15 protein-coding genes are annotated in these 16,707 nt (G+C 72.3%); 4 read left to right on the top strand and 11 right to left on the bottom strand.

Annotated features, from left to right (window positions below):
• Positions 1-10: 10 nt before the first annotated feature.
• The 9 genes from BLR02_RS17530 to BLR02_RS17490 all read right to left on the bottom strand — a co-directional run bounded on the left by BLR02_RS17530 (position 11) and on the right by BLR02_RS17490 (position 11,934).
• Positions 11-733, bottom strand: a complete 723-nt coding sequence (locus BLR02_RS17530; RefSeq protein WP_245704836.1) for a PP2C family protein-serine/threonine phosphatase — start codon at positions 731-733, stop codon at positions 11-13.
• Positions 730-1,287 (bottom strand): type VI secretion system-associated protein TagF, encoded by a 558-nt coding sequence (tagF, locus tag BLR02_RS17525; RefSeq protein ID WP_090664104.1) that lies wholly within the window; start codon positions 1,285-1,287, stop codon positions 730-732. Before tagF ends, BLR02_RS17530 begins: the two co-directional genes overlap by 4 nt.
• On the bottom strand, positions 1,266-4,733 hold the full coding sequence (gene tssM, locus BLR02_RS17520; RefSeq protein WP_090664103.1) for a type VI secretion system membrane subunit TssM: 3,468 nt from the start codon (positions 4,731-4,733) through the stop codon (positions 1,266-1,268). Before tssM ends, tagF begins: the two co-directional genes overlap by 22 nt.
• Positions 4,733-6,112 carry a type VI secretion system protein TssL, long form gene (gene tssL / locus BLR02_RS17515; protein ID WP_090664102.1) on the bottom strand — a complete coding sequence of 460 codons (1,380 nt, stop codon included), beginning with the start codon at positions 6,110-6,112 and terminating at the stop codon, positions 4,733-4,735. The genes tssM and tssL overlap by 1 nt, the downstream gene beginning before the upstream one ends.
• Positions 6,109-7,446, bottom strand: a complete 1,338-nt coding sequence (gene tssK, locus BLR02_RS17510) for a type VI secretion system baseplate subunit TssK (protein WP_090565292.1) — start codon at positions 7,444-7,446, stop codon at positions 6,109-6,111. Before tssK ends, tssL begins: the two co-directional genes overlap by 4 nt.
• A gap of 250 nt (positions 7,447-7,696) precedes the next feature.
• Positions 7,697-9,100, bottom strand: a complete 1,404-nt coding sequence (gene tagH / locus BLR02_RS17505) for a type VI secretion system-associated FHA domain protein TagH (protein ID WP_090664101.1) — start codon at positions 9,098-9,100, stop codon at positions 7,697-7,699.
• Positions 9,100-9,387, bottom strand: a complete 288-nt coding sequence (locus tag BLR02_RS17500; protein ID WP_090565296.1) for a PAAR domain-containing protein — start codon at positions 9,385-9,387, stop codon at positions 9,100-9,102. Before BLR02_RS17500 ends, tagH begins: the two co-directional genes overlap by 1 nt.
• The gene (locus BLR02_RS17495) at positions 9,387-9,983 is read right to left on the bottom strand and encodes a DUF6931 family protein (RefSeq protein ID WP_090664100.1); all 597 of its coding nucleotides are present in this window, start codon (positions 9,981-9,983) and stop codon (positions 9,387-9,389) included. Before BLR02_RS17495 ends, BLR02_RS17500 begins: the two co-directional genes overlap by 1 nt.
• A 4-nt stretch (positions 9,984-9,987) precedes the next feature.
• A complete protein-coding gene (locus BLR02_RS17490) occupies positions 9,988-11,934 on the bottom strand; it encodes a type VI secretion system Vgr family protein (RefSeq protein ID WP_176849643.1) in 1,947 nt (648 codons plus the stop codon).
• 204 nt (positions 11,935-12,138) lie between these two features.
• Here BLR02_RS17490 and BLR02_RS17485 point away from each other — a divergent pair, with 204 nt between their 5' ends.
• Both BLR02_RS17485 and BLR02_RS17480 read left to right on the top strand, forming a co-directional pair.
• A complete protein-coding gene (locus BLR02_RS17485; protein WP_090664099.1) occupies positions 12,139-12,846 on the top strand; it encodes an RraA family protein in 708 nt (235 codons plus the stop codon).
• 83 nt (positions 12,847-12,929) lie between these two features.
• Positions 12,930-13,259: a hypothetical protein gene (locus BLR02_RS17480; RefSeq protein ID WP_090664098.1), complete on the top strand. Its 330-nt coding sequence runs from the start codon at positions 12,930-12,932 to the stop codon at positions 13,257-13,259.
• Here BLR02_RS17480 and BLR02_RS17475 read toward each other — a convergent pair.
• Positions 13,244-14,254 carry a GGDEF domain-containing protein gene (locus tag BLR02_RS17475; protein WP_090664097.1) on the bottom strand — a complete coding sequence of 337 codons (1,011 nt, stop codon included), beginning with the start codon at positions 14,252-14,254 and terminating at the stop codon, positions 13,244-13,246. The two genes, BLR02_RS17480 and BLR02_RS17475, sit on opposite strands and share 16 nt — an antisense overlap.
• Before the next feature lie 86 nt (positions 14,255-14,340).
• Between BLR02_RS17475 and BLR02_RS17470 the strand changes: the two genes are divergently transcribed.
• Positions 14,341-14,847, top strand: a complete 507-nt coding sequence (locus BLR02_RS17470) for an acyl-CoA thioesterase (protein ID WP_176849642.1) — start codon at positions 14,341-14,343, stop codon at positions 14,845-14,847.
• Between the two features lie 21 nt (positions 14,848-14,868).
• On the opposite strand, the gene BLR02_RS17465 is transcribed toward BLR02_RS17470, so the two are convergent.
• Complete coding sequence (locus BLR02_RS17465; protein ID WP_090565311.1) at positions 14,869-15,831, bottom strand: Bug family tripartite tricarboxylate transporter substrate binding protein; 963 nt, start codon at positions 15,829-15,831, stop codon at positions 14,869-14,871.
• Positions 15,832-15,942: 111 nt separating this feature from the next.
• Between BLR02_RS17465 and BLR02_RS17460 the strand changes: the two genes are divergently transcribed.
• Positions 15,943-16,695, top strand: coding sequence for an enoyl-CoA hydratase (locus tag BLR02_RS17460; RefSeq protein ID WP_176849641.1), 753 nt, complete (start codon positions 15,943-15,945; stop codon positions 16,693-16,695).
• Positions 16,696-16,707: the final 12 nt, after the last annotated feature.

Raw genomic sequence — 16,707 nt, 5'->3', positions numbered from 1 at the left:
CGCGCCGCCCTCAGGTCGCGCAGAGCAGGACGGCGCTGACATTGTCGCGGGCGCCCCGCGCGACGGCGGCGGAGATCACGGCCTCGGCGCCCGCGCCCTGCATGAGCAGCCCGGCAAGCTCCTCCTCCGGCAGCGCCTTGAAGAGGCCGTCGCTGCAGAGGAGCAGCCTGTCGCCCGGCGTGATGCGGCCGCTCACCTTGTCGAGCACCAGCTCCCCCGCGGCGCCGACGGCGCGCAGGATGACATTGGCCTGGGGGTGCGTCTCCGCCTCCGCCTCGGTCAACGTGCCCTGGTCCACCATCTCCTGCACCAGCGAGTGGTCGCGCGTGACCCGTTGCAGCAGGCCGTCGCGCAGCAGATAGGCGCGGCTGTCGCCGGCCCAGAGGCAGGCGAAATGCCCGTGGCGGGCGAGCAGCACCACCACCGTCGTGGCGATGACCCGGTCGGCGCCGAGGGCGGCGGCCTGGGCCTGCAATTCGGCATGGACGCCGGCGAGGCGGAGCCGGGCCTGGGTCAGGATCTCGGCGGCCGACAGGCCGGGCGGGATGGCCTCGAGCGCCGCGGCAACGGCCTGGCTGGCGACATCGCCCGCACCATGGCCGCCGGCGCCATCGGCCACGGCCCAGAGGCCGAGATCGGGCCGATGGACCAGGCTGTCCTCGTTGCGTTTTCGGACGGCGCCGGGATGGGTGGCTGAGTCGGAGAGCAGGCCGGGCTCGATCGACGGGGTCATGGCTGGGCATCCAGCAGCAGGACGAATTCATGGGGTGCGGGCAGGGCGGGCAGCGGCCAGACCAGGCAGGGCTCGCCGGCGGTCCACCAGCCGGGCTCGGGCGCCTCGGTGGGGTCCGCCTCGCCGGGTGGCGGCAGCCGGGCGGCCAGGGCATCGGCATCGAGCCCTTCGGCCTGGGCCTGGCGCAGCGCACCCTCCAGCAGTGCGAACCAGGGGGCGGGCCAGGGGACGTGCCAAGGCGGCTCGGCCTGGCCGGGTGCGATGGCGGCGAGGGTGAGCGGGAAGCGGCGGCCGACGCTGTCCGTCGAGCAGGCAAGGATGCCGGCGACGGGGTCGGGCCCGCAGGCGCCGGCAGGCAGGGCGAAGCGCCAGGCCGGGGCGGTGGCCCAGGCGGCCTCCCAGCCGGGCCCGAGGCTGCTGCGCGCGGCGGTCATGCCGGCCTGGAGCCAGGCATCCCAGGGCTCGCAGAAGCTCGCGGGCAGGCCGCGGCGCACGAAATCCCCGTGTGCCGGCAGCTTGCCATGCAGGCCGATCAGGGCGCGAGCTGCGGGCATCGGAATTCCTGCAGCTCGCGCAGCCCGAAGGGGTGGATCGTGCTGCCGGTCCGCAGCTCGAAGACCACCGAACGGTCGCCCTGCGTCACCGTGGCCCGCAACCGGCTGCCCTGGCCGGTGGCCTGGAGCGTCGCCTGCCGCCCGGTGACCAGCTTGAAGGCCGACCAGCCGCTGTCGAAGGCGAGCGGCCCGCTGGAGGAGGCCGGCTCGAAATTGAGGGTGAGGTTGCCGCGGCTCGGCCAGCCGAGCGGGATGGGGCGGGAGGGGGCGCCGCGCGCCATCTCGTAGCGCGTGCCATCCACCTCGAGGATCGCGCCCTGGGCATTCGGGTCGAAGCCCTGCGGCACCAGCTCAAAGCGAAGGCCGCCCATCATGGCGCCGCCGGGGAAGAAGGCATCGCGGATGGCCTGGGCGCGCTCGAATTGCAGCACATCGGCCTGGGTCACCGGCGGGGCCAGGCCGGCGGTCGCCACCAGCCGCCAGGGGCGCTGGGTGGTGTCGACATAGGGGCGGATCCACTGGGCGAAGAACTGGTCGAGCGAACCGCCCGGGCCGAAGAGGCGGGCGAAATCATCGACCGGGATGTCCTGCGCGGCGTCGCGGCGGAAGGGGAAGGGGATGGCGCGCGGATCGCCCAATGCCCGGCAGACCGGCCCGAGCGCCTGGCCACCGGCCGCGGCGATGGCGGCCTTAGCGCCGCCGCTTCGCTGCGCAGCGGTCGATTGGCCGAGGGCGGTCAGCCAGCGGGCCAGCGGCTGCGGCTGCCGGGCGGCCTCGGCGAGCAGGCGCTGGCCGGGGTCGAGCCCCGCGGTCGGCGCCGGCACCACCGTCCCGGGCGGGGAGGAGGCGAGGCGGGCGACCTGGACATAGAGCTCGTTGACGATCGCCAGCACCCCGTCGATCGGCTGGCCGGCGGCGGTGCGGAGCGCCTGGAAGCGGCCCTCCACCAGCTGCGCGACCGGCTCGGCGCCGGTGGGCGCAGGGGCCTGGCCCTGGGCTGCCTGGACCCGCTGCGCCTCGGCACCACGGCCGGCCGCGGCCCAGCCCTCGGGTGGCGTGCCGGGCGAGAGCTGGCGTGCCGCGGCCCGCAGCAGGTCCCGGATGGGGGAGGTCGGGGCGCCGAGCACGTTCAGGCCCTCGGCCGCCTCGGTGAGGTTGCGGAAGGGCGGCAGCACCAAGTCGTCCAGCAGGGTCTGCCAGGCGCGGGCATAATCCTCGGCATAGAGGCCGAGCACGGCGGCCTCGAGCCGCGCCGGGTCCTCGGCGCCGCCGGCCTGCGCCTCGGGGCCGAGCACCCAGGATTCCGCCGCCGCCCCGCGCACCGCATCACCGAGGGCGGGCATCAGCGTGCGGTACAGCCCGTCCACGGTGAAGAGGCCGGGGACGCCCTCGGTCAGCGGCCGGCCGGAGGCCCGGGTGAAGAAGCGCTGGCCGGCCGGGCCGATCGCCTCGGCCGGCGTCCAGGGGCGGAGCGGCTGGCCGAGCGGGCGGAGGCGGGAATAGACGCGCTCGGCCATGGGGAGGCGGGAGAAGACGCGGCGGGCGCCATCCACCAGCGCGCCGTCGAGAGGGTAGGCAGAGAATTCCATCGCCATCAGCGCGTCGAGATGGCCGAGCAGGGCGTCGCGCTGCGGTGCGCCCGTCGCGCCGGGGAAGCTGCGGAGCCAGTCGGACAGCAGCCATTCGCGGACCAGCGGCCGGTCGAGCGGGCCCTGGCGCCCGAGCATCAGGTAGACGCGGGAGGCTTCGTAGAGGAAATCGGGGCGCTGGAAATTGGCGCGGATCTGCGCCTCGAGCCCGGCCAGAAGGCGCGGCAGCATCACCCGGTCCAGCGTGCGGCGGTAGGCGGCTTCGGCACCCGTCGCCAGCTCCGCCTCCTGCGACAGGCCGAGGCCGCCGCCGGGCGTGTGCGCGGCGGCGGGGAGGGGCCGTGCCGCGTCGAGATAGGGCAGGATGGCGGCGAGGTTGGCATCCACCACCGGGTCGAAGCGGACGGTGCGGCCGGCGCCCTCGGCCTTGGCCAGCGCCTCCTCCAGCGCGGCGGCGCGGCGCTGCTCGGCGGTATAGGCGCCGTAGGCCCAGCCGAGACCGCCGAGCGTCACCACCAGGGCGAGGGACCAGGCGGCGATGGCGACCATGTGGCGGCGGCGCTCCGCCCCACGGTCGCGGGCGGCGAGGCGTGCCTCGTTGAACACCACCTCGCGCAGCAGCCGGCCGAGGAAGTAGCTGCGGCCCCGCTGGCCGAGCACGCTGGCGGGGCGGCGCGGGTCGAGGCCGAAGGCGCGGCTGAGCGCACCGGTCAGCCGGTCGATCGGCGTGCCTTCCTGCGTGCCGGAGGCGAGATAGACGCCGCGCAGCATCGGCGCCGGGTCGAGCCGCGTGCCGCCGAAGGCGGCCTGGACGAAGGCGCCGACCGGCTCGGCGAGGGAGGCGACCTGGCTCGGGAAGCCCATGATGGCGGCGCGCTGCGAGGGGCCGCGCTCGGCCTGCAGCCGTTCGAGCAGCCGGGCCTGCAGCCGGCCGAGCAGCGCCTGGAACTCGCCCGCGAAGCGCCCGGCGGTGCCCTCGGGGCCGGTCTCGACCGGGAAGGTCATGCCCCAGACCTGGGCGCGTGTCTCCTTGTCGAGATCGTCGAAGAATTCGGTGAAGCCGGAGAGGAGGTCGGCCTTGCTGACCAGCAGGTAGACCGGCAGGCGCTGGCCGAGCTTCTCCTCCAACTCCTTGATGCGCTTGCGGACGGCGCGGGCATGGTCCTGGCGGCCCTGGGCGTCGAGCCGGCTCAGCATGTCGACGCCGAAGCAGACCAGCACGCCGTTCAGCGGCTGGCGTGGTCGGTTGCGGCGGAGCATGGCCAGGAACCGGTCCCAGCCTGCCTTGTCGGCCGCGGCGTCGCTGTCCTGCGTGGTGTAGCGGCCGGCGGTGTCGATGAGAACGGCGCGGTCGGTCAGCCACCAGTCGCAATTGCGGGTGCCGCCGACGCCGGCGACGCGGCCCTCGGCCAGCGGGAATTCGAGGCCGGACTGGGCGATGGCCGTGGTCTTGCCGCTGCCGGGCGGGCCGATGAAGACATACCAGGGCAGGTCGTAGAGATAGCCGCCCTTGCCGCCGGTCGCCTGCTTCAGCGCGGCGAGTGCCGCCGTCAGCTTCTCGCGCAGCGCGGCCTCCTCCTCGGCGCCCGCTTGCGCGGCGGGGTCGGGCGCGGCGGCCTCGGTGACCAGCGCCGTGTCGCGCCGCGCCCGGCGCAGGCCGATGAGGGTGATGGTGACGAGGAAGACGATGACCGGCAGCGCGGCGAGGATCAGGCGAGGGACGAGGGAGTCGAAGGGATAGACGTCGCCCGCGCCGATCAGCGGCGCGTAGATCCAGAACAGCGCCGCCATGGCCAGGGCCGCGACGAGCCCTGCCAGCGCCGGGACGGTGCCGAGGACGGAGAGCAACGCGTCCATCAGCGGGACCTTCCGTAATTCACCACGACCTCGATGCGGCGGTTCTCCTCGCGTCCCTCGGCCGTCGCATTCGCCGCAACCGGCTCGCTCTCGCCGCGGCCTTCGGCGCTGAAGCGGGCGCGGTCGCCGCCTGTCGCCGTGGCGATGACATCCTGCGCCGCCTGCGCCCGCGCAGTGGAGAGATGGTAGTTGGACGGGAAGCGCGCCGTCCTGATCGGCTGGTTGTCGCTATGGCCGAGGATCTGCACCGTCCCCGGCTCCTCGCGCAGCGCCTCGCCGATGCGGTTCAGCAGGGGCCGGAAGCGCGGGTCGAGGCTGGCGCTGCCGGAGGCGAACATGCCGCGGTTGCGAATGCGGACGATGACGCGGTTGGGGTCGGCGAGCACGGTGACGAGCCCCTGCTGGATCTCGGGGGCGAGGAATTGGCGGAGCCGCGTCTGCAGGTCGGGCCGGCTCGGGGCCGGGGCGGGCGGCGGAGGGGCGGGCGGCACCGGCGGCGCGGCGCGCTGGATGGTCGGCAGGGCGCCGGGCGGCAGCGCGGCGAGGCGGGCGAAGAGATCCTCCGACCGTCCGCTCAGGCTGTTCGCCAGCCCGGCATAGCCGATGCCGAGCACGGCCAAGGCGAGAGCGCCGGCCACCCAGCTCGGCACGCTGCGGCCGGCGCGGCGATGCGGTGCGTCGACGCCGCGCCAATGCGGCGAAAGCTCGCGCTCATAGGGGCCGCGGAGCTGGACCAGGAGCTGGTAGAGGCCCTCGCGGATGCGGTCGAGTTCGGCGGCGCCGCGCGGCGAGAGGCGGTAGCGCCCCTGCAGCCCGAGGGCCAGGCAGAGATAGGCCACTTCCAGCGCCTGGCGGTAGCGGCCCGGGTCCTTCTGCATGCCGGCGAGCAGGTCGAAAAACCGGTCGCCGGCCTTCACCTCCTGGTGGAAGGTGGAGACGAGCGAATGGGCGCTCCAGCCGCTCTGCTGGCCCCAGGGTGTCGCCATCGCCACGTCGTCGATCGCGGCACAGAGGCCGTAATGCGCGGCGCGGATCTCATCCGGGCTCACCTCGGCGGCGCGCGCTTCGGCCTCGAAGCTGCGCAGCGCACGGACCGCGCGTTCGCGCAGCTCGGCCGGGTTGGGCACCTGCACATTGGCGACCAGCCGCGAGAGCAGGTCGAGCAGCGGCCCGGCCGCGGCGGAGAGCGGGCCGAGGCCGATCTTCGGCAAGGTCTCCGCCTCGCCCGCCATGCGGGGTGTCGGGCCGGCCGGCATGGCGGGCGCGAAGCCCGGTGGCACCGCCGGAGCAGCGGCCGGGATCGGGGTCGCGGCGCGCGTCGGGCCGCGCACCACCGTGCGGTCGCTGTCCTCGGGCTCGGAGAAGGGATTGTCGCTCATGCGAGGATCGCCCACAGCTCCATGCGAAGGTTCGGGAAGTCGCCGGAGACATGGATGGCGAAGCCGCCCGAGGTCTGCATCTGCTGCCAGTGCGGGCTGCCGCGATCCAGCTCGAAATAGGTGGCGCCCGCATGGAAGGGGATCTGCCGCGGCGCGACCGGCAGGGGGCGCACGGCGATGCCGGGGAGCGCCACGTTCACCAGCTCCCGGATATGCTCGACGGCGCCGATCTTGACTTGGTTCGGGAAGAGGCGGCGCAGATGCTCGGATGGCATGTCGGCCTGGACTGACAGCACGAAGGAGCCGGCGCGCAGCCAGTTGCGGTCCGTGATCGGCCCGATGCGGACGCCGTGCCGCGCGTCGCGCAGCGGGATGGAGACGGCGTTCTGGTCGATATCGGCCGAGAGGGCGCGGCGCAGATCGGCGATCACCGGGGCGAAGCTGCGCTGCAGGTCCTCGTGCCGGTAGCCGGGATAGCTGCCCGCGCGGCGGCTCGGGTCGGTGAAGGTGGCAAGCTCCCCGGCCAGCTGGACGAGGCTGGCATAGAGCGCCTCCGGATGGGTGTTGCCCGCATCGGCCCAATGGGCGAGCAGCGGCTGCCATCGGTTCAGCGCCTGCAGCAGCAGGAATTGGCTGACATCGGCGACGCCGCGCGAGCCCGGCTGGGCAAGGCGCCCGGCCAGCGCCTCGGCCCGCTGGCCGATCATGCCGACCAGCTCGGCGACGAGATTGGCGAGCGGCGGTGCGGCGGAGATGCGGAGGCAGGTCGGGATGAAGCGCTCATCCACCACCACGCGGCGGTCGGCCTGGACCTCGACGATGCGGGCGATGCCGATGCCGGTGAAGCCGGCGCGCTCCTCCGTCTCCAGCATGAAGCGGAGGCGCGGCCGGCCAACCTGCAACTCGGCCGGCAGGGTGCTGTCGGAATGCGTGTCGAAGGCCTCGAAGCTGCGGAGCGCATAGCGGGCGCCGCCATTCTCCGGACCCTCGGTGAAGGCGACTTCGGGGCTGCCCGGCTGGCGGATCGGCGCGGCGAGATAGACCACCGCATTGCGCGTGCCTTCCGGCAGGTCGAGCGGCAGGGGCTGGTCGGCCTGGCCGGGAATGGCGAAGGGCGTGCCGTCCTCCAGCACGCCGGCGGCGCTGGCGAGGGCGAATTTGCCGGCGCCCAGCAGGTCGCGGTCGAGCGAGAGCTCCGTCACGCCCCAGGGATGCGGGCGGAGCGGTGCGGTGCGCGCCTGGAGCAGATGCTCCAGGTAGCGGTCCTGCTGCTGGAAGTGCTGGGCGCGGAGGAACATGCCCTCCTGCCAGACCACCTTGTCATACCAGCTCATCAACCCCCCACTCCCCGGCGCTGCCGGACAGGACGGCGTCATCCGTAGCCTGGCGGGATGACGCCGCTCTAGCCTGTTGTTTCGTCGAGCAAGGATCTCCGATCAGGTGAGTCCGCCCGACCGGAGTTTGCTCTGGTGTCCTGATGTCGAAGTCCTGTGGACTTCGACATCAGGACACTGGCTTTCAGTGTCAGTGGCCTGCTTGTCCCTGTCATTCGCGGGCAAGCCCACAAATGACAGGGGCAGGACACTAGCGCCCGCCATCCTTGCGCGACGCTTCCTCATAGGCCCGCGCGAAGGCCTTGCCGAAGGCGCTGTCGAAGTCATCCTCGAACTGGTCGAGCAGCTGGGCGTGCAGCACCTTGTAGGCCTCCCACAGGCGCTTCTCCTTCGCGCCGAGGAAGCCGCCGCCCTTGTCCTGCGCCTCGAGCCCTGCCGGGGCGAGGCGGTCCAGCAGGGCGCGGGCCGCCGCCTGGGTGGCGGCGAGGGAGGCGACCTGATGGGCGTTGAGGTCGTTGACCGTCTCCTCGACCGCCGTCACGGCGGGCTTCGGGCCGAGCAGGGCGGCGAGTGCCGCATCGTCGGTCGCCGCGAATTTCAGCGGGTTGTTGCCGGCGGCGCGGAGCATGGTCTGCTCGATGCGGAATTCCCGCTTCACATCGGCCCGGGCGATCAGCAGGGCGCGCAGCCCGGCGACGGCGGCGCGGAGGCTGGCCCCGGCCGCGAGCAGCGTCGCCGCCGGATCGGCCCCGGCGAGCGCGCTGGGCGGCAGGCCGGCGCCCTGCAGCAGCAGGGCGAGCGCCGCATCGGGGGCGATGGCCGCGACGGGTGCCGCCGGTGGCGGCGGCGCTGCTGCGGGAAGGGGGGCCGGGATGGGGATGCTCGGCACGCCGTCCTCGGCGAAGGGATCGGCCGGTTCGGTGGCATCCACCGGCGACGGCACCACCGGCGATGCCACGGGTGGCGGCGTCCAGGCGGGCGGTCGTGGTGCGGCCGGAGGCGGAGCGGCGGGCCTGGCCGCGGCCTGCGGCGCGAGGTCGAAATCCAGGTCCCAATCATCCGGCAGCGGGGCAGCCGACGCCACGGGGCGTGGCGGGGCGAAGGCATCCGAGGCGGCCGGCCGGTGGTCCGGCATGGGCGGCTCATCGCCGAAGGGATCGAAATCGTCGGGGAGGGCAACGCCGGCGGTCGGCAGCGGCGGGGTGGCGAAGCCGGGCGAGGGGCCGGCCGCCGGCGGCGGCGCGAAGGGATCGGCGAAGGGGTCCGGCACGGCGCGGCCCATGCCGGCGGAGGGCGGCCCGCCCCAGGCCGGTGCGGCGCCGAAGCCCTGCGTCTCGGCCGCGCCGATCCGCACCTCGATCTCGTAGCTGCCGAGGCGCAGCCGGTCACCATTGGAGAGCGACGCCACCAGGTCACGGCCGATCGGCGTCGCTGCGTGATTGAGGAAGGTGCCGTTGGTCGAGAGGTCGCGCACCTGCCAGAAGCCGCCGCGGAATTCCAGCACGCAATGCCGCTTGGACAGCACCCGCTCAGGGTCCTGCAGCATCCAGTCGCATTCGAGGCCGCGGCCGATGGTGAGGTCGCCGCCGGAGGAGTGGCGGCTCTCCGGCACTGCGGCATCCGGGCAGCGCAGCACGTTGAGGGTCAGGCTCATCAGCTTACCAGAACCGTCGGGCAGCCGAGGACGACCGTGCCGCCATGCGCGGTGAGGCTGCCCATATAGGCTGCCGGCTGGCCCTTGATGAGCACCTTGACGGAGCCCATCGCGATGACGTCCGGCGGGCCGACGCAGACGCACATGTCGCCGACGCGGGCCGCCGGCAGGCCGCCGATCAGCACCGTCATGCCACCCGGCGGCAGGACCGGCCCGCCGACATGGGGGACGACGCCGGTGACCATCGGGCAGACATGCATGTCCGTGACACGGGAGGCGGGCGGCATCAGCCCTCTCCCTCGGGCGGGAGGCGGCCGGCGCCGCCGGCGCCGATGTCGCGCGCGCTGGCCAGGAAGCGCGGATAGCGCGCCGCGGCCCGTTCCGGCGCGGTGCGGACGGCGGCCAGCACCACCGCGCCGGCGATGGCGACGCCGGTGAGGTGCTCGGCCGGCGGCACCACCGGCTGGCCCTCGGGCGCCATGCTGCCGCCGGACCAGAAGGCGCCGACCGCCGCCCAGGCTTCCGTGCTGCGGAAGGCGGCGCGCTCGGCGGCGGCCATGGCGGCACGGCGGGCCGGCTCCTCCGGCCGGCGCACCCAGCTCTCGGCCGCTTCGAGCGCCGCGGCATCCTCCGGGCGGGTGGCCGGGTCGGGCACGGCGCGGGCGCACATGCAGGCCCACCAGACGGCCTCGCGCTTCGGCAGGGCATGGGCGAGCAGGCGCAGCGCCTCGATCATCCGGCCCGCGGCCTCCAGCCGCTCCAGCGCGGTGGCGGCATCGGCGGCGCCGTTGAGCAGCGACCGGCCTTCGGTGTCGAGTTCCAGTCGCGGCAGCAGCGGCGGCAAGGCGACCAGGAGTTTCGACGGGGGGCGTGCTCCGCTCATCCGCTCAGCCGATCATGATGATGGCGCCGGAGACCTGGGTCATGGCATCGCCCTTGACCGTGGTCATCAGCCCCTTTGCCTCAAGCATCATCTGGCCCTCGAGCTTCACCATCATGCCTTTGATGCTGACGCCCATCTGGTCGATCTTCACCTCGGACTGGCCGACCTTCAGCGTGATGGCCTGCATGGCCTCGATGGTGACGGCGCCGAGGTCGAGCTTGAGGTTGTAGTTCCCCATGGCGAGCTTGGTGCTCATGTTGCCCATGGAGAGCTTCAGGTCGTAATTGCCCTTGTCGAGGGTCTGCGACAGGTTGCCGGTGCTCAGCGTGTAGGTGTCGTTGCCGGTCTTGATGATGGTGTCGCGGTTGCCGGTCGTGACCTCGCGTGTCTCGTCGCCGTCGCGGATGGTGGTGGAGAGGTCGTGCTTCACCAGCACGTTCATGTCGTATTCGGCCTGGAGGTAGAATTCCTCCGCACCCTTCTTGTCCTCGAGCCGCAGCATGTTGGCATTGTCCTTGCCGCCGCCCTTCGACGACCGGCTGGTGATGCCGCTGCGGGTATTGGCGCCGGGCAGGCCGTAATGCGGCATCGCCTCCTCGTTGTGGAGGCTGCCGAGCACCACCGGCTTGTCCGGGTCGCCGTCGAGGAAGCCGACCAGGACCTCGTCGCCGATCCTGGGCAGGAACCAGGTGCCGCCCCATTTGCCGGCCCAGGGCTGCGAGACGCGGACGTAGCAGGAGGAGGTGTCGTCCCGCTTGCCGGCGCGGTCCCAGAGGAAATGCACCTTCACCCGGCCGTACTTGTCGCAATGGATCTCCTCGCCGGCGGGGCCGGTGACGATCGCCGTCTGCAGCGCGGGCATCACCGGGCGGCGGCGCGGCCTCGCATTGCGCCAGGTCCGGTCGGCGGGGATGGCGATGAAGCTGTTGGCGTAGCTCGACTGGCCGTCGCCGACGATCTGGCTCTCATCCATTGCCACATGCTGCACGGTGGTGAGCAGCCAGGTCGCCTCAGCGCCGGCCAGGCCCTCCTGCACCTTGAGCCGTCCCCCGGCGAAGAGGGCGGCGGTCTGCGTCTGGCCCGAGGCCGAATCGGCATCTGCCTCGTTCTGCTGCATCCCAAGGCTGGCGGGCCTCGCATCCGGCTGCGCGGCCTGGCCGGCGCCCCAGCGGAAGACCTCCCACTGGCCCGCATTCGGCGTGTCGAGGCGGGTCGGCTCCTCCGCCTGCAGCAGGGAGGAGGGTTTCAGCATGTCGAAGTCATGGGCGACATGCTTGCCGGGCTGCAGCGAGCCGGTGACGCACCAGCCGGTGACGACATCCGCAGCGTTGCGCTCGGCCCGGACGACCAGCGGCTGGCCCGGCACCAGCGGGAAATCGGCATTCTCGCCGGTCACGGCGAGGGTATGGTCGTTGGCGCTGTGCTCGAAGAAGTAGCCGGCGCCGATCTCGTCCATCAGCCGGCTGGCGAAGTCGAAATCGGTCTCATGGAATTGCACGCAGTAGGGGCGCGGGTTGGACGGCAGGGTGCCGAAGCGCACCGGCGCGACGCCACCTTCGCCGAACAGCGTGCCGAGGATGTCCTGCACCGCCTGTTCCTGGAAGATCCTGCAGTCGGCGGTGCGCGTCAGGCTCCAGAGCAGCGGCACGGCTTCGAGGCGGTAGGTGGTCAGGTCGCGCTCATGCGCGCCGACCTTGCCGAAGGCGCGGACCATGCCGTTGAAATGCCGCTCCGGTTGGTCGCCGAAGGCGACGGTGCAGGTGATCGACTTGCCGAGCAGATCCTTGGGCGTCAGGCTGTCCCGGGCCGAGACCACCTCGGCCTCGATGGTGAAGGGGCGGCCGATCGCCTCGGTGACGGTGAGGTGCCGCAGGATCAGCGCATCCGGACCAAGCGGCGAGGTGATCCTGAGGAGCCGGCCCGACTGGCTGATCTCCGGCGTTGACGACATACCCCCCCCTACGCCCCGTTTCGCCATCATACAGGGGGCCTACCCGCGGTGGAATACCGCGAACCGGCCTGTGCCAGCACACATTTCGCGACGAGGTGAGGATTATGTCAAAGGTCGTGACCGAACCGCATCGGGCCCCACGACCCGGGATTTGACCGGCCGCGGTACCTCCCCGAAGCTAGGCCTCCCCGGGAGGACCAATCCATGACCGAACGCCCCTTCACCCGCGCCGACCTCGATCTGCTGCGGCGCTGGGACACGCCCACCATCTGCAACGCGCTGGAGCTTGTGGCGCCGGCGCGGCGCGGCCGCGGCTTCACCCTGAAGCAATTCGTCGCCGCCGATCCCTCGCTGCCGCCGATCTGCGGCCTCGCGCGCACCGGTCAGATCCGCGCCGCGGCCCCCTCCGGCCGCAGCCGGGAGCAGGACCGCGACGCGCGCATAGGCTGGTACGAGTACGTCGCCGATGCCGACCTCCCGACCATCGCCGTCATCGAGGACCTGGACGAGAGCCCTGGCATCGGCGCCTTCTGGGGAGAGGTGAACAGCAATGTCCATAAGGGCCTCGGCTGCCAGGGCTGCGTCACCAGCGGCTCCTTCCGCGACCTCGACATGCTGGCGCCTGGCTTCCAGATCATCGGCGGCATGCTCAACCCGAGCCATGCGCATGTGCATATGGTGGATTTCGGCCGGGACGTGATCGTCCATGGCATGCCCTGCATGCATGACGACGTGGTGCATGCCGACCGGCACGGGGCGGTGGTGATTCCGGCCGAAGCGGTGCGTCAGCTGCCCGCCGCGATCGACCTCTGCACCCGGCGGGAGGCGGTGATCCTCGAGATGGCCAAGCGCGACGATTTCGACATCCACAAGCTGAAGGAGGCGCTCTCGCGGTCGGACGAGATCCACTGAGGGGGAAGGCCGCCCGGCGCCGGCCCGGCTCGCCGGGCCGCCTCTGCCTGGCATTCCTCCCGGGCCTGCTGCTGGCGCGGCCATTGGCGGCCGAGCCCGGCTGGGAGAACTCCCTCGCCGCCTTCGTCCCGGCGCTGCGGGCCTGCCTGGCCGGCGACCTCACCGGCTTCATCGACGATGTGGGGCCGGCCGCGAATGCGCGGCTCGCCGTCCGGGTACGGCGCGGCGCGGTGACGGAGCGGTGCCTCGTCAGTGCTTCCGGCCAGGTCGCCATGCGGCTGAAGCTGCCGGATGCGCCGCCGCCCGAGCCCGCCGCCACGGCCTATTTCCTCGAGCGGCGCTGCGTCGATGCCCGGCGCCTCGCCGCGCCGGACGGCACCGTCCTCGGCTGGCTGGCCTATCCCGCCTGCTGAAGCGGGCCGGGCACCTCGTAGCGCATGCTGCGCACCTGGTCCTTCCCGCCGGTCTTCGCGGCATACATCATCGCATCGGCGACGCCGAGCGCCGCCTCGGCCGAGTCCGGCATGATGTCGAAGCCGACCGCGCCGATCGAGGCGGTGACCGCCCAGCCCGTGGCCTGCATCCGTGCGGCGAGCGCGCCGCGAATCTGTTCGGCGAGGCGTTCGGCGCCGCTCGTCTCGCCGAGCAGCACGCAGAATTCGTCGCCGCCGAGCCGCGCCGGGCTGTCCCCGGGCCGGGTCGCGGCCTGCAGCACCTCGGCCACCGCTCGCAGCACCGCATCCCCCGCGGCATGGCCGAGCGTGTCGTTCACCCGCTTGAAGCCGTCGAGGTCGATGAAGATCAGGCTGAAGGGGCGGCGTTCCGTCAGGGTGGCGTCGAGCGCGGTCATCATGGCGGAGCGGTTCGGCAGGCCTGTCAGCCCATCGGTCACCGCCAGGGCATGCATCCGCCGCATCGCGCGGCGCAGCTCCAGCGCGGTGGAGACGGAGCGGGCGAGGCTGGCGAGGATGTCGAGTTCCTCCTCGCTGGTCACCCTTGGGGCATGGTCGAGCACGCAGAGCGTGCCGAGCGCATAGCCCTCGGCATTCACCAGCGGCACGCCGGTATAGGAGCGGAGGCCGGGGTCATCGGTCACGAGCGGGTTGTCGGCGAAGCGCGGATCGGCCCGGGTGTCGGGGATGACGAGGGGGCGGCCCGGCTCCAGGATGGCATGGGCGCAGAAGGCGAGGTCGCGCGGCGCCTCGGTCAGCTCGACGCCGTGGCGGGCCTTGGCCCAGAGCCGGTCGGCATCCACCAGCGAGACCAGGGCGATCGGGCGCCGCGTCAGCCGGGCGGCGAGCTGGGCGATCTCGTCGAAGGCCGTCTCGCAGGCCGTGTCGAGCACGGCGTAGGAGCGTAGCGCGGCCAGTCGGCCGGCTTCGTCCTCGGGCAGCGGGGCGGCGGGCATGGCAGGGTTTCCGATGTTAGGTTGATGTGCTCCTTCATATCACAACCATAAGACGTATGCTTCCTCAGATAACGGGGGATGGACAAGTGCCGGTGGCTCGGCCGGAATGGCGGCGCAGCAAGGGGGACGGCATGGGGGAGGCAGCGGGGCAGGTGCTGGCGGTGGTGCGGCCCGAATGGGTCGATCATTACGGCCATATGAACATGGCCTTCTACCTGGCCGTGTTCGACATGGCGACGGACCAGCTCTGGCCGAGCCTCGGCCTCGGGCCAGCCTTGCATGCCCAGGGCTTCGGGACCTTCGCGGCCGAGACCTGGGTGAACTATGTGCGGGAGGTGCGCGAGGGCATGCCGCTCTCCTGCACGAACGAGGTGCTGGCCTATGACGGCAAGCGGCTGATCGCCCTGCACCGGATGCACCATGCGACCGAGGGCTGGCTGGCGGCGGAGAACGAGGTCCTCTATCTCTGCATGGACCTTGCTGTGCGGCGCGTCGGCCTCTGGCCGCCATCGGTGCTGGAGCGCTTCGCCGCGGCCTGCACGGGCAACCCGCCGCGGCGCCTGGCCCTGCAACGGCGGGCGAGCCCGGCCTGAGCCGGACCTGCCGGCCCCGCCTCAGTCGATCTGCAGGTTCATCCGCCGGAGCACCGGGGCCCAGCGCGCCGCCTCCTGCCGCATGAAGGCAGCGCACTCCTCCGGTCCGCTGCCGATGGCGAACTGGCCCTCGGCGAGCAGCCGGTCGCGGAGGCTCGGCTCCTTCAGCGCCTCACCTGCCGCCGCGGCGAGGCGGGCGATGGCGGCGGGCGGGGTACGGGCGGGGGCGACCAGGCCGAAATAGGTCTGCGCCACGGCCTCGGGATGAGTCTCGGCGAAGGTCGGGATGTCGGGGAAGCCGGGCATGCGCCGGTCGCCCGTCCAGCCGATGATGCGGCCCTGGCCGTTGCGGTGGGTGCCGATGGCGGAGGCGCCGCCGACCACCAGCACGTCGAGCGTGCCGGCGAGGAAGTCGTTCAGCTGCTGCGCGTCGCCCCGGTAGGTGACGTCCTGCATGCGGATGCCAAGCTTCTCGGCGACCAGCACGGCGGCGATGTTGTTGAAGGAGGAGGGGCCGTTGGTGCCGTAGTTCAGCCGGCCCGGCTGCGCCTTCGCCAGGGCGACGAAGTCCGCGATGTTCGGTGGCAGGCGGTTCTGCAGGACGAAGGCGAAGGGCAGGATGCTGAGCAGCGAGACGGCGGCGAAATCCTCCGGCTTGTAGGAGAGGTTGCGCATCAGCAGCGGGTTCAGCGTCAGCGTGGTGCCGGAATTGACCAGCAGCGTCGCCCCGTCCGGGGCCGCGCGGGCGACGTATTCGGCGCCGACCACCGTCGCCGCGCCGGGCCGGTTCTCGACCAGGACGGGCTGGCCGAGCAGCGGCGCCATGCGCTCGGCCAGCAACCGGCCCATCACATCCGTCGAGCCGCCGGGCGGGAAGGGGACGACCAGCGTCACCGGCCGCGGCTGGGCCAGGGCCGGCACGGCGAGGCCCGCGGCCAGGCTGAGGCCGAGCAGGGGCCGGCGCCCGAAGCCATGATTTTGCATTTTTTCCTCCCGATCCGTTTCGGCCAGCTTTGCATGCCTTCCAGAGGCCGGGGAGGGTGGTGCTTGACGACGGGCGGCAAGCCCCCTGCTATGCGCGGGAGGAGAACGAGCATGTCCGAGAACATCAAGGTCTCGGTCGCGGACGGTGTCTGCACCGTGGTGATCGCGCGGCCCGACAAGAAGAATTCGCTCACCCGCAGCATGTATGCCGGCCTGGCCGGGGCGATCGAGAGCAGCGCGGCAGACCCCGCCGTGCGCTGCCTGCTGCTGACCGGCGAGGGCGAGGTCTTCTGCGCCGGCAACGATATCGGCGAGTTCCAGAACCGCGCGCCGGAGAACCCGGATGCGCCACCGCCCAGCAAGCGCTTCTATTACGGCCTGGCGAATTACGACAAGCCGATCGTCGCCGCCGTGCCCGGCCTTGCCATCGGCATCGGCTGCACCATGCTGATGCATTGCGACATCGTCTATGCCACGCCCGAGGCGCGCTTCCGCATGCCCTTCGTCGATCTCGGCCTGGTGCCGGAGCTTGGCTCCTCCATGATCGTGCCCTGGATGGTGGGACGGCAGAAGGCGGCGGAGCTGATGCTGCTCGGCGAGTTCTTCGACGCGGCGGCGGCGAAGGAGATGGGCTTCGTCAATCGCATCATGGACCGTGCCGAGCTGCTGCCGAATGCCCGGGCGACCGCCGCCGTGCTGGCGCGGAAGCCGGTGGAGGCGATGCGGCTGACGCGGCGCCTGCTGCGCCAGCACCACGACATCCTGCTCGCGCGCATGGAGGAGGAGAGGACCATCCTGGGCGCCCAGCTCCAGACCGCCGAAACCCAGGCCATCATGGCCAATGTGCTGAAGCCGAAGCGCTAGAGGAGAGGCCCC

Origin of the sequence: Belnapia rosea (assembly GCF_900101615.1) — a bacterium.
GTDB lineage: Bacteria > Pseudomonadota > Alphaproteobacteria > Acetobacterales > Acetobacteraceae > Belnapia > Belnapia rosea.
The sequence above is the reverse complement of the archived record's forward strand: the minus strand, read 5'-3'. Positions and strand labels throughout refer to the sequence as shown.

What these genes read in the sequence shown, in the direction of transcription:
- BLR02_RS17530 (WP_245704836.1), bottom strand. Translation starts at nt 733, where the DNA reads ATGACCCCGTCGATCGAGCCCGGCCTGCTCTCCGACTCAGCCACCCAT.
- tagF (WP_090664104.1), bottom strand. Translation starts at nt 1,287, where the DNA reads ATGCCCGCAGCTCGCGCCCTGATCGGCCTGCATGGCAAGCTGCCGGCA.
- tssM (WP_090664103.1), bottom strand. Translation starts at nt 4,733, where the DNA reads ATGGACGCGTTGCTCTCCGTCCTCGGCACCGTCCCGGCGCTGGCAGGG.
- tssL (WP_090664102.1), bottom strand. Translation starts at nt 6,112, where the DNA reads ATGAGCGACAATCCCTTCTCCGAGCCCGAGGACAGCGACCGCACGGTG.
- tssK (WP_090565292.1), bottom strand. Translation starts at nt 7,446, where the DNA reads ATGAGCTGGTATGACAAGGTGGTCTGGCAGGAGGGCATGTTCCTCCGC.
- tagH (WP_090664101.1), bottom strand. Translation starts at nt 9,100, where the DNA reads ATGAGCCTGACCCTCAACGTGCTGCGCTGCCCGGATGCCGCAGTGCCG.
- BLR02_RS17500 (WP_090565296.1), bottom strand. Translation starts at nt 9,387, where the DNA reads ATGCCGCCCGCCTCCCGTGTCACGGACATGCATGTCTGCCCGATGGTC.
- BLR02_RS17495 (WP_090664100.1), bottom strand. Translation starts at nt 9,983, where the DNA reads ATGAGCGGAGCACGCCCCCCGTCGAAACTCCTGGTCGCCTTGCCGCCG.
- BLR02_RS17490 (WP_176849643.1), bottom strand. Translation starts at nt 11,934, where the DNA reads ATGTCGTCAACGCCGGAGATCAGCCAGTCGGGCCGGCTCCTCAGGATC.
- BLR02_RS17485 (WP_090664099.1), top strand. Translation starts at nt 12,139, where the DNA reads ATGACCGAACGCCCCTTCACCCGCGCCGACCTCGATCTGCTGCGGCGC.
- BLR02_RS17475 (WP_090664097.1), bottom strand. Translation starts at nt 14,254, where the DNA reads ATGCCCGCCGCCCCGCTGCCCGAGGACGAAGCCGGCCGACTGGCCGCG.
- BLR02_RS17465 (WP_090565311.1), bottom strand. Translation starts at nt 15,831, where the DNA reads ATGCAAAATCATGGCTTCGGGCGCCGGCCCCTGCTCGGCCTCAGCCTG.
- BLR02_RS17460 (WP_176849641.1), top strand. Translation starts at nt 15,943, where the DNA reads ATGTCCGAGAACATCAAGGTCTCGGTCGCGGACGGTGTCTGCACCGTG.